Source organism: Streptomyces mesophilus (assembly GCF_011044995.1).
Taxonomy (GTDB): Bacteria; Actinomycetota; Actinomycetes; order Streptomycetales; family Streptomycetaceae; genus Streptomyces; species Streptomyces mesophilus.
Window position 1 is genome coordinate 1 of sequence record NZ_JAAKZW010000243.1, and the last position, 11,813, is coordinate 11,813.

An 11,813-nucleotide genomic window follows, 5' to 3' on the forward strand; every position below is an offset into this window, starting at 1 on the left:
CGTCCGCCCCCGCCTCGTCCCCCGTAGACGCAGCCTGTACGAGAAGCCGCGCGCCCCGTCGCGCCTCCCACACCTGCTCCTCGTCCCACGGCGGCGCACTGTCCGTGCACCGATCGACCAGGGGTACGGCAGGACGCACCGGTGCGGCGAACGGATCGGGACCGAGCGCCGCCACGGCCGCCGACCAGGTGGTGACGTCGCTCTGATGCCCGCGCAGCTGCCAGAACCAGCTCATCGCATGGACCAGACACAGCCCGTCCTGCTCGGCACCGGACGCAACCGCCGTACGCAGCGCGGCTCTTGCGTTGTCGTGCTCCAGCTCGAACCGCTCCAGCCACTCGACCTGCCGCGGCCCCCGCAGCTCGACCTCCCCGGAGCGCATCAGCTCGCGGTAGGCCACGAGATGCCGCCGCTCGTACGCCGCGCGCTCACCCGACTCGTCGAGCCGCGCGGCCGCGTACTCGGCGACGGTCTCGAGGAGCCGGTAGCGCATACCGAACCGGCCGCCCGGGTCCGCCACGACCAGCGACTTGTCGACCAGTGCGCCCAGCACCTCAAGGGTGTCCTGACCGCACACTTCCTGCGCCTGATCCAGCGCGCAGCCGCCCGCGAACACGGCGAGCCGGCGCAGCACGGCCCGCTCGTCCTCGCAGAGCAGATCCCAGGACCAGTCCACGACGGCCCGCAGCGTCTGCTGACGCGGCAGCAGGGTGCGCCCGCCGCCGGTGAGCAGCCGGAAGCGGTCGTCGAGACGGTCCGCGAGCTGGCGCGGGGTGAGCAACCGCAGCCGGGCGGCGGCCAGTTCGAGGGCGAGCGGCAGACCGTCGAGCCGGACACAGATCTCCGCGCACGCCTCGGTGTCGTCCGCGGTACGGAAACCGGGGCGTACCGCCGCTCCCCGCTCGGCGAACAGGCGCAGCGCCACATCCTGGGGGAGGGGTTCCACGGGGCGGATGGCTTCGCCCGGCACGCCGAGCGGCTCACGGCTCGTGGCGAGGACGGTCACCCCCGGGCAGCGGGTGAGGACCGACTCGGCCAACCGGGCCGCGGCGCCGATGACATGTTCGCAGTTGTCAAGAATCAGGAGCATCCGCCGTCGGCCGCAGTGCTCCACCAGGCGGGCCGACGGATCCTGGGAAGCGGGCCCCAGCTCCTCCGCCGCGCCCGGGCCGCGCAGCGTCGTCTCGCGTGCGCCGAGCGCCGTGAGCACCGCTTCCACCACCGCCGACTCCTCGCGTACGGGAGCGAGTTCGGCCATCCAGACGCCGTCCGGCCACACCTCCTTCTGCGCTTCGGCCGCTTCCTGGGCAAGACGGGTCTTGCCCACGCCGCCAGGGCCGAGCAGCGTGACAAGACGTTGCTTCCCCAACTCCTGGGCGAGGTCGGAAAGTTCCCGATCGCGACCGACGAAGGAGGTCAGCCGGGCGCGGAGGTTACCGGCCGCGGGGCGCGACATGTCGGAGAAGTGGTGCTCGCGGGCCGGCCGGGCTCCGCCGTCAGCCTCCGGTCCCGCCGCCCCCAGCAACTCCTCGTAGACCCCGCGGAGTTCCTCCCCGGGATCGGTCCCCAACCGTTCCACCAGCATCCTGCGCACCTCTTCGTACGCGGCCAGGGCCTCCGCCCGCCGGCCGGCGTCCCGCAGCGCCCGCAGCCGCAGCGCCTGCAGAGGTTCGTCGAGCGGCTCCTGTGCGGTCAGCGCCGTGAGGTCGTCCAGCGCACCGGCCGCCCGGCCGAGCGCCACCTCGGCCGCGAGACGCGCCCGCCGCGCCTGTGCGCACTGCCGCTCGGCCCGTACGACAGCAGGGTCCGTGTCCCGCCCCGGCAGATCGAGCAGCACGCCACCGGACCACAGCCCCAGCGCGTCCTCCAGCAGCCCGGCCGCACGCGCGGCATCGCCCGCACCCAGCGCGTCGGCGCCCTCACGGGCCAGCCGCTGAAACCGGAACAGATCGATGTCCTCGGGCTTCGCCGCAAGCCGGTACCCGCCGGGCACGGTCGCCACCGCGTCCGGCCCGAGCACCTTGCGCAGCCGCCCCACCAGCGCCTGCAACGCCTTCACCTCATCGGCCGGCGGCTCCTCGTCCGCGGCCCAGATCTGTGCGGCCAGCTGCCCGGCCGGCACGCTGCGCCCGGCCGCCAGGGCGAGTGCGGCGACGAGCGCACGGATCCGGGCCCCGCCGAGCGGCACCTCGGTGCCGTCCTCGCGCAGGACCTGGGTGGTGCCGAGCAGACGGTAGCGATAGGTCACCCGGCCATTGTCCAGCGTGCACGTCCCTGGCCAGGCGTTCCGCGTGCGAGCCCCTGGTCAGGCGGCGGCCGCATCGGTGGCGGCGCCCGGCCGCGTCTCCGGCAGCAGGGCGAAGCACCCCAGGCTGACCAGCGCGATCACGGTCAGATACGCGGCCACACCCCAGGGCGGCCCGTCCCCGCGCCCCGCCACGGCGGTCGCCACGATCGGTGTGAGCGCCCCGCCGAGGACACCGCCCAGGTTGTAGCCCACGGCGGCCCCCGTACAGCGCACCCTCGGCTCGTACAGCTCCGGCAGATACGCGGCGATCACCGAGAACATCGTGATGAACGCGAGCAGCGCGACCAGGAACCCGCAGAACATCAGCAGCGGCTCGCCCGTGCTCATCAGCCCGATCAGGGGGAACATCCACAGCACCGCCGCCCCGGCCCCGTACAGGCAAAGAGTCCGCCGTCCGAAGCGATCACCGAGCATGGCGGCGAACGGGGTCGTGGCCCCCTTGATCGCGACGGCGGCCATGATGCACGTCATCATGACGGTGCGGGCCACCCCCAACTGCTCGGTCCCATAGGAGAGCGCCCAGGTCGAGACCGTATAGAAGATGGCGTATCCGATGGCCATGGAACCGGCGGTCAGCAGCACCAACCGCCAATGGTCACGCACCACTTCGAACAGCGGCACCCGCGCACGCTCCTGTACGCCGAGGAACTGCGGCGTCTCCGTGATGGAGTGCCGCAGCCAAAGACCGGCCAGCGCGAGCACCCCGGCCGCCCAGAACGGCACCCGCCAGCCCCACGCCGCGAACTGGGCGTCGCTGAGTCCGGCGGACAGCGCGAGCATCACACCGTTGGCGAGCAGAAAGCCCACCGAGGGCCCGATCTGCGGAAAGCTCGCCCACAGCCCGCGCTTGGCGGCGGGCGCGTGCTCGGCGGTGAGCAGCACCGCACCGCCCCACTCCCCGCCGAGCCCGAGGCCCTGCAGAAAGCGCAGGAGAAGCAGCAGCAAGGGGGCGAACACCCCGATCGCGTCATACGTGGGGACGCAGCCCACGGCCACCGTCGCGCCGCCCGTCAGGAGCAGCGAGCCGATCAGGACAGGGCGCCGTCCGCGCCGGTCCCCGATGTGCCCGAAGAGCACCGATCCGAGCGGACGGGCGAGGAAACCGATGCCGAAGGTGCCGAAGGCGGCGAGGGTCCCGGCGAGCGGGGAGAAGGTGGGGAAGAACAGCGGACCGAGTACCAGGGCGGCCGCGGTGCCGTAGATGAAGAAGTCGTAGAACTCGATCGCCGTGCCGGCCAGCGAGGCGGCGGCGAGCCGGGTCATGGAGGGGCGTGCGGGAGCGGATCCGCTCGGCGGTGCGTCGTGCATGACGCGTCAACTGGCCAGGTGGCGGGGCGGTTACGCAGGTGCGCGGCTCCCGTACGGGAGCCGCGCACCTGGCGCCCGTCAGATGCCGCAGCTGGGCGCGGACCAGAAGCGGCTTGCCCGGTGATCGACGTGGGTGTGGTCGTTGTGGCCCGGATATCCCGGGCCCAGAATGCCGTTGAAGCCGTGGTTGCGGGCCTGCTGCGCCAGTCTGCACAGCGAGTGCGGACCCGCGCCCAGGTCGGCCGCATCGCCGTACAGATGGCGGCTGCCGGAGGCTCCGCCGACGGCGTCGTTGCAGGCGTGGGACCGGAAGCCGCTGGTGACCCGGATCGGCTCGTCGCCGAGCGCGTGCCGCAGCGCCTCCAGCTTCCACATGGTCCGCAGGGCGTTGGACTTGGCGGTGGTCGCGCTCACCGCGCCCCCTGACCAGGTGGAGTTGCAGGTGTTCAACTCGGCGTAGGAGAAGTGGACGGGCGTGCAGTCGTCGTCCTGCAGGGCGTAGATCTTGCTGAAGGTGGCCGGTCCTGCGACGCCGTCGGCCGCGAGGCCGTAGGCCGACTGGAAGCGTTTGACGGCGGCCGTGGTCGCGGGTCCGTAGGCGCCGTCGATCGCGAGGACGCCACCCGAGCCCGGGTAGCCGGCCACGCGGATCTGCAGCTGGGTGACATCGGCGCCCGAAGCGCCCTGCGACAGGGTGCGGGACCACGTGTAGCAGCCGTCGGCCTGGGCGGTGCCTGCCGTGGCGAGCACGCCACCCACCGAGGCTGCTATGAGCATGACAATCGACAACAGAAGACGTAAGGCACGTCTGGACATCGGGCCCTCCAGAGGGGGATGGGGAGTCCGGTACGGGGGACAGCGCGCGCATCGCCGAGCTTGACGGGAGGGTCGACGCGCGTCAACGGGAGCGGCCCACTGCCATTTGTCCATCCAATGGCGACCGGACCGCGATCCGGGGATGCGGCGGGCACGCCGACGGGCCGCATCCCGCCCTGGATTCCGTCAAACCCGCCCTGACCTGCGCAAACGGCCAATTGTCAGTGGCGGATGCCACGATCGGACGCATGGACATCTGTGACGACGGCCGGGCGCCCCTCGCGGGGCCGGTCTCACCAGCCGCGGCGGCGCCACTCCGGCAGCTGCGGGCGCTCGGCGCCCAGCGTGGTGTCGTCGCCATGCCCGGGGTAGACCCAGGTCTCGTCCGGCAGCGCGCCGAAGATCTTGGTCTCGACGTCGTCGATCAGGCTGGCGAAGGCCTCCGGGTCCTTCCAGGTGTTGCCCACGCCGCCCGGGAAGAGGCAGTCGCCGGTGAACACATGGGGGTGGCCGTGCGGGTCGTCGTAGATCAGCGCGATCGAGCCGGGCGTGTGGCCGACGAGGTGACGGGCGGTGAGCTCGACCCGGCCCACGCGGATCGTGTCGCCGTCCTCGACGAGCACATCGGTCGGCACGGGGATGCCCTCGGCGTCGTAGGCGCCCGCGTAGGTGCGCGCACCGGTGGCGTCCACGACCTCGCGCAGCGCCTGCCAGTGGTCGCCGTGCCGGTGGGTCGTGACGAGCGAGGCGATGCCGTCGCCGCCGATGAGCTTGAGCAGGGTGTCGGCCTCGTTGGCCGCGTCGATCAGGAGCTGCTCGCCGGTGGCCCGGCAGCGCAGCAGATAAGCGTTGTTGTTCATGGGGCCGACCGCGACCTTGGAGATCATCAGGTCCGCCAGCTCATGTACGTCCGCAGGTCCGCCGACTGTCACCGCTCCGCTGTACGTCATGGGCTCAGCGTACCGAGCGGGTCCGGCGGTCCACAGGGGCCGCCGGGCGCCCACTCGGTGCCAGGGCTCAGCGGCAGCGGGCTACAGCGCGGGCAGTACGGGCAGCAGGCCGGCGTCGCAGTCCAGGCCGCCGCCCTGACGCCGCCCGGAGAGCCAGCCGAGCAGGGCGGGCGCCGCTCCTATCACCGAGACCGAATCGCCGTCCGTGCTGCCGGTGGTCCACTGCCGGCCGTCGTTCGCCGTGATGGCGATACGGGGGACCGCGGCGTTGCCCGCGAAGCGGTCCGCGAGGAAGGCGATCTCGCGGTCGGTGAACTCCTCGGGCAGATCCTCGAGTTCGTAGCCGATGCCGAGGTCGACATGGTGCAGCTCGACCTCGACGAGGCGGCGGAAGGGGATCCGCGCGGCCTGGTCCATGACGCCGTTGCGCAGCTCCACGGTGCGCGCCCAGTCCGCGGGCTGCGCGGCCTGGGCGATGAAGCGGGCCGCGCTGTCGCGTACGTCGTCGAGCTGGACGTCCAGCGGGCGCGGGGCGTCGCGCGCGATATCGGCGTCACGGGCTTCGGCGCTCAGATACATCGGGCGGCCGGCCAGGACGTTCACCAGGGCGTCGGCATTGCGGGCGACATGCGCCAGCACATGACCACGGGACCACCCCGGAAGGCGTGACGGACCGGCGACCGAGGCGTTGTCCAGCTTGGCCGCCGCGGCCAGTAGCCGGTCGGTCGCTTCCCGTACCAGAAGCAGGTCATGGTCATGATCGATCGCTGAGGGCATGGGCCTGACGATAGTCCCGCCACTCCTTCGGGTGAAGGTGGTGGACCACGACCAGAAATCGAATGCACGTGCTATAGGCTCGGTCGAGGCATCCTTGACAGTCGGGCCGTGCAATGCAATCCAGCTGTCTCGGCAGTTAGCAGTCCATCGCTGAGGCGGCCCTCGTAGTCTGAGAAACGGGGCCCCGCCCCCGCTCTCCCATCAAGAAAGGTGCGGACCGGCGTGGCCGACCGTCTCATCGTCCGTGGCGCGCGCGAGCACAACCTGAAGAACGTGTCGCTCGACCTCCCGCGTGACTCCCTCATCGTGTTCACCGGCCTGTCCGGCTCGGGCAAGTCCTCGCTCGCCTTCGACACGATCTTCGCCGAGGGGCAGCGCCGCTATGTCGAGTCGCTGTCGTCGTACGCCCGGCAGTTCCTCGGCCAGATGGACAAGCCCGATGTGGACTTCATCGAGGGCCTGTCCCCGGCGGTCTCCATCGACCAGAAGTCGACCTCGCGCAATCCGCGCTCGACGGTCGGCACCATCACCGAGGTCTACGACTATCTGCGTCTGCTGTTCGCGCGCATCGGCAAGCCGCACTGCCCCGAGTGCGGCCGCCCCATCACGCGCCAGTCGCCGCAGGCCATCGTGGACAAGGTGCTCGAGCTGCCCGAGGGCAGCCGTTTCCAGGTACTGTCGCCGCTCGTGCGCGAGCGCAAGGGCGAGTTCGTGGACCTCTTCGCCGATCTCCAGACGAAGGGCTACAGCAGGGCGCGCGTGGACGGCACCACCATCCAGCTCTCCGAGCCGCCGACGCTCAAGAAGCAGGAGAAGCACACCATCGAGGTGGTCGTCGACCGCCTCACGGTGAAGGACTCCGCCAAGCGCCGCCTCACCGACTCCGTCGAGACCGCGCTCGGTCTGTCCGGCGGCATGGTCGTGCTCGACTTCGTCGACCTGCCCGAGGACGACCCCGAGCGCGAGCGGATGTACTCGGAGCACCTCTACTGCACCTACGACGACCTGTCGTTCGAGGAGCTCGAGCCCCGCTCCTTCTCGTTCAACTCGCCGTTCGGCGCCTGCCCCGACTGCACCGGTATCGGTACGCGGATGGAGGTGGACCCCGAGCTGATCGTGCCCGACGAGGACAAGTCGCTCGACGAGGGCGCCATCCACCCGTGGTCGCACGGCCACACCAAGGAGTACTTCGGCCGTCTCACCACCGCGCTCGCCGAGGCCTTGAGCTTCAGCACGGACATGCCGTTCGCGGCGCTCCCACAGCGCGCCAAGAAGGCGCTCCTGCACGGGCACAAGACGCAGATCGAGGTGCGCTACCGCAATCGCTACGGACGCGAGCGGGTCTACACCACCCCGTTCGAGGGCGCGGTGCCCTTCGTCAAGCGGCGGCACTCGGAGGCCGAGAGCGACGCGAGCCGTGAGCGCTTCGAGGGCTATATGCGCGAGGTGCCCTGCCCGACCTGTCAGGGCACGCGTCTCAAGCCGATCGTGCTCGCCGTCACGGTGATGGAGAAGTCCATCGCCGAGGTCTCCGCGATGTCGATCTCCGACTGCGCGGACTTCCTGGGCAAGCTGAAGCTCAATGCGCGGGACAAGAAGATCGCCGAGCGGGTGCTCAAGGAGGTCAACGAGCGGCTGCGCTTCCTCGTCGACGTCGGCCTCGACTACCTCTCGCTCAACCGCGCCGCCGGCACCCTGTCCGGCGGTGAGGCCCAGCGCATCCGCCTCGCCACGCAGATCGGTTCGGGTCTGGTCGGTGTGCTCTACGTTCTGGACGAGCCGTCCATCGGCCTGCACCAGCGGGACAACCACCGGCTGATCGAGACGCTCGTGCGCCTGCGCGACATGGGCAACACGCTGATCGTCGTCGAGCACGACGAGGACACCATCAAGGTCGCCGACTGGGTCGTCGACATCGGCCCCGGCGCCGGTGAGCACGGCGGCAAGGTCGTGCACAGCGGACCGCTGGCGGAACTGCTCACGACAGCCGAGTCGATCACCGGCCAGTACCTGTCGGGCAAGAGGGCCATCCCCGTGCCGGACATCCGCCGGCCCGTCGACCCGGGGCGGCAGTTGGTGGTGCACGGCGCCCGCGAGAACAATCTGCAGGACATCGACGTCGCCTTCCCGCTCGGCGTGCTCACCGCGGTCACCGGTGTCTCGGGCTCCGGCAAGTCGACGCTGGTCAACGACATCCTGTACACGCACCTCGCGCGCGAACTGAACGGTGCGCGTTCGGTCCCCGGCCGGCACACCCGGGTCGAGGGCGACGACCTCGTCGACAAGGTCGTGCACGTCGACCAGTCGCCCATCGGGCGTACCCCGCGCTCCAACCCGGCCACGTACACCGGAGTCTTCGACAACGTCCGCAAGCTCTTCGCGGAGACCACCGAGGCGAAGGTGCGCGGCTATCTGCCCGGACGCTTCTCGTTCAACGTCAAGGGTGGCCGCTGCGAGAACTGCTCGGGCGACGGCACCATCAAGATCGAGATGAACTTCCTGCCGGATGTGTACGTCCCGTGCGAGGTCTGCCACGGTGCGCGCTACAACCGCGAGACCCTCGAGGTGCACTACAAGGGCAAGTCCATCGCCGAGGTCCTGGACATGCCGATCGAGGAGGCGCTGGACTTCTTCGAGGCCGTGCCGACGATCTCCCGCCACCTCAGGACGCTCAACGAAGTCGGTCTGGGATACGTCCGGTTGGGGCAGTCGGCGCCGACGCTCTCCGGTGGTGAGGCGCAGCGCGTGAAGCTCGCCTCCGAACTGCAGAAGAGGTCCACGGGCCGGACGGTCTACGTGCTCGACGAGCCGACCACCGGTCTGCACTTCGAGGACATCAGCAAGCTGATCACGGTACTCTCGGGCCTGGTCGACAAGGGCAACACGGTCATCGTCATCGAGCACAACCTCGATGTCATCAAGACCGCGGACTGGCTGGTCGACATGGGTCCCGAAGGCGGCTCCGGCGGCGGTCTCGTGATCGCCGAGGGCACTCCGGAGCAGGTGGCCGGGGTGGCGGCCAGCCACACGGGCAAGTTCCTGCGCGAGATCCTCGAGGCCGACCGGATCAGCGACGGCGGCGTACCGGCGGCGCGCAAGCCGGCACGCAAGTCCGCCGCGAAGAAGACGGTCGCGGCGACCAAGGCTCCGGCCAAGAGTGCGGTGACCGCCAAGGCGAAGGCGGGGACGGCCAAGAAGGCCGCCGCCAAGGAGGCCTCCACCAAGCCCGCGGCCAAGAAGGCGACGCCCGCGAAGAAGACGACCCGGGCACGTAAGAGCTGAGACGGCACTGGGTGGTGAGGTGGGGCCTCCCGCCTCACCACCTAGAGTTGCCCTATGCGCAATCTGGGGCAAAAGGCGAAAAGTCTGGGCAAGGCGTTCATTGCGCAGCCCTATTGGGAGCGGCCCGCCGAGACCTATCTCGTGCGCCGTTGGCCCGATCTCTTCGCCACTTGTGTGGCGACGGTCTTCTTCTGGCTGTCGCTCACCCCTTCCCTGGTGCCTCGCCCCTGGTTGCTGCAGGGCGTCGTCGGCGGGATCACGGCTGCCATCGGGTATGCGCTGGGGAGTCTGCTCAGTTCCCTGTTCCGCTGGGTCGTCAAGTGGCGGCCGAGCGAGCGGGCCCGAGCACGGTGCTGGCTCGGGTACTGGATCCTGAGCCCGATCCTCGCGGGCTGGCTGATCTCTGAAAGTGCCCATATGCAGAGGCAGTTGAGGCAGCTGCAGGGCCTGCCGCCGTCGCTCACCTGGCACACCCCGATGATCGGTCTGATCGCGGTGGCCCTCTGGCTGCTTCTCCTGATGGCCGCGCGCGGCGTGCGGCTGGGCTCCAGCACGTTCATCCACTGGCTCGGCCGGGCGCTGCCCCGGCCGGTAGCGATCGGTATCGGACTCGTCGTGAGTGCGGTGGTGGTGTCCACGGCCCTGCAGGACGTCGTGTTCGAGCGAGGCGTCATCGACATCGCGGACCGCATCGCCAAGGCCACCAACAACGGGACCAAGGACGGGATCCACCAGCCCACGTCGCGTTTCGTTTCCGGTGGGCCCGGTTCCGCGATGGAGTGGGACGACCTCGGCTTCCAAGGGCGGAACTTCACCGGCTCGGTGCTCAGCGGTCGGCAGATCTCACAGTTCACCAAGCAGCCGGCCCGGGAACCGGTGCGGGTCTACATCAGCTCCTCCGCACCCGAGGCCTTCGAGGACGAGGAACCGTTCCAGGCGCAGGCCAAGCTCGCGATCAGCGAACTCAAGCGCACCGGGGGCTTCGAGCGGGAGGTGCTGGCGATCGCCGGCACCACCGGCTCCGGGTGGATCGACGCCAACACCGTCGAGAGCCTGGAGTACATGTACGGCGGGAACACCGCGACCGTCGCCGTGCAGTACTCGTATCTGCCGAGCTGGGTGTCGTTCCTCGTCGACAAGGAGAAGGCGGGCAAGACCACCCGTGCCCTGGTCGACGCGGTCCGCACCGAGCTGGACACGCTGCCCGCCGAGCGCCGCCCCAAGCTCGCCGTGACCGGCGAGAGCCTTGGCGCATACGCCATCGAGGACTCGTACAAAACAGTGGACACGCTCCTCGGCGAGACCGACGGCGCCCTGCTGCTCGGGGTCCCCAACTTCTCGCCGATCGCCCGCGAGCTGCGCGAACGCAGGGACGAGGGCAGCCCCGTATGGCGACCGGAGTTCGAGGACGGACGCAATGTGCGCTTCGCCCAATTCCCGGCCGAGGACCTGAAGCGGCCGCAGGCTCAGTGGGGGAACCCGCGCGCCGTCGTCCTGCAGAACGCGTCCGACGCGATCGTCTGGTGGTCACCCGACCTGCTGCTCGAACGCCCGCAATGGCTGAACCAACCGCTGGGCCCGGACATCACGCCGGAGATCAACTGGTTCCCGTTCGTGAACTTCTGGCAGACCACGGTCGACATGGCCGTCTCCTACGGAGTGCAGGCCCCACACGGCCACCGCTACGGCACCGGATCCGTCGACGGCTGGGCCGCCGTACTACCGCCCAAGGGCTGGACCCCGAAGGACACCGACCGGCTGCGCGCCCACCTGGACGCCCGGCCCACTCCGTACTGACGTCGCCTTCGTCGTAGGGAGGGTTACGCCTTCGGACCGGCGATCAGCTTGCCGTTCTCCACCCGGACCGGGACCTTCGGCAGCGGCACGGAGGCCGGGCCTTCGATCGCGGCACCGTTGACGACGTTGAAGCGGCTGCCGTGGCAGGGGCAGTTGGCCTCGTCGCCCTCGATCTTGTCGAGGACACAGCCGGCATGGGTGCACTGGGCGCTCAGCGCGGAGTACTTCCCGTCCTGGGAGCAGGCCACGAGCAGCCGCTGCTCACGGAAGAGCTTCGCGCTGCCCGCCGGCACGGCGGAGGCGTCACCCAGGTCGACCGGAGCGGTCGGCGTGGGGTTCTCGGCGTGGCCGAGGTCGGACTCCGTGGAGCAGGCCGCGGCGCCGAGCCCGGCCGTTCCTGCGAGGGCGGCGCCCTTGAGGACGGTACGACGGGCGGCGGCCTTGCCGGGCATGGAGTCTCCACAGCTCAGGAGGTACGACTGACCTGGTCGACGATACCGCCACAGATCACCCGGCCCCGCGCCGCCCACCACCGGGCGGTCCTCCACACGCCCGCCGCCGGCCGGCCCGCCACC

General features: G+C 70.3%; 8 protein-coding genes. 2 read left to right on the forward strand and 6 right to left on the reverse strand.

Annotation, left to right across the window (positions count from 1 at the left end; translation table 11 throughout):
- From G6045_RS34485 to G6045_RS34505, 5 genes are all read right to left on the reverse strand, one after another.
- The coding region (locus G6045_RS34485) for an AfsR/SARP family transcriptional regulator (protein ID WP_165336143.1) at positions 1 to 2,248 on the reverse strand (2,248 nt) is incomplete at its 3' end.
- A gap of 57 nt (positions 2,249 to 2,305) precedes the next feature.
- On the reverse strand, positions 2,306 to 3,571 hold the full coding sequence (locus G6045_RS34490) for an MFS transporter (RefSeq protein ID WP_165336150.1): 1,266 nt from the start codon (positions 3,569 to 3,571) through the stop codon (positions 2,306 to 2,308).
- A gap of 123 nt (positions 3,572 to 3,694) precedes the next feature.
- Entirely contained in the window at positions 3,695 to 4,432 is a 738-nt protein-coding gene (locus tag G6045_RS34495) for a D-Ala-D-Ala carboxypeptidase family metallohydrolase (protein WP_165336144.1), read from the reverse strand.
- A 293-nt stretch (positions 4,433 to 4,725) separates the two neighbouring features.
- Positions 4,726 to 5,382, reverse strand: coding sequence for an MBL fold metallo-hydrolase (locus G6045_RS34500; RefSeq protein WP_165336145.1), 657 nt, complete (start codon positions 5,380 to 5,382; stop codon positions 4,726 to 4,728).
- An 81-nt stretch (positions 5,383 to 5,463) separates the two neighbouring features.
- Positions 5,464 to 6,159 (reverse strand): maleylpyruvate isomerase family mycothiol-dependent enzyme, encoded by a 696-nt coding sequence (locus tag G6045_RS34505; protein WP_165336146.1) that lies wholly within the window; start codon positions 6,157 to 6,159, stop codon positions 5,464 to 5,466.
- A 222-nt stretch (positions 6,160 to 6,381) separates the two neighbouring features.
- On the opposite strand from G6045_RS34505, the gene uvrA reads away from it, so the two are divergent.
- A complete protein-coding gene (gene uvrA, locus G6045_RS34510) occupies positions 6,382 to 9,441 on the forward strand; it encodes an excinuclease ABC subunit UvrA (protein ID WP_165336147.1) in 3,060 nt (1,019 codons plus the stop codon).
- Between the two features lie 54 nt (positions 9,442 to 9,495).
- Positions 9,496 to 11,238: an alpha/beta hydrolase gene (locus G6045_RS34515; RefSeq protein WP_165336148.1), complete on the forward strand. Its 1,743-nt coding sequence runs from the start codon at positions 9,496 to 9,498 to the stop codon at positions 11,236 to 11,238.
- Positions 11,239 to 11,261: 23 nt separating this feature from the next.
- Here G6045_RS34515 and G6045_RS34520 read toward each other — a convergent pair whose 3' ends face one another.
- Positions 11,262 to 11,690, reverse strand: a complete 429-nt coding sequence (locus tag G6045_RS34520) for a Rieske (2Fe-2S) protein (protein ID WP_165336149.1) — start codon at positions 11,688 to 11,690, stop codon at positions 11,262 to 11,264.
- Positions 11,691 to 11,813 lie beyond the last annotated feature (123 nt).

Coding starts and splice junctions, on each gene's coding strand:
- G6045_RS34505 (WP_165336146.1), bottom strand. CDS start 6,159: ATGCCCTCAGCGATCGATCATGACCATGACCTGCTTCTGGTACGGGAA.
- G6045_RS34520 (WP_165336149.1), bottom strand. CDS start 11,690: ATGCCCGGCAAGGCCGCCGCCCGTCGTACCGTCCTCAAGGGCGCCGCC.
- G6045_RS34495 (WP_165336144.1), bottom strand. CDS start 4,432: ATGTCCAGACGTGCCTTACGTCTTCTGTTGTCGATTGTCATGCTCATA.
- G6045_RS34490 (WP_165336150.1), bottom strand. CDS start 3,571: ATGACCCGGCTCGCCGCCGCCTCGCTGGCCGGCACGGCGATCGAGTTC.
- G6045_RS34515 (WP_165336148.1), top strand. CDS start 9,496: ATGCGCAATCTGGGGCAAAAGGCGAAAAGTCTGGGCAAGGCGTTCATT.
- G6045_RS34500 (WP_165336145.1), bottom strand. CDS start 5,382: ATGACGTACAGCGGAGCGGTGACAGTCGGCGGACCTGCGGACGTACAT.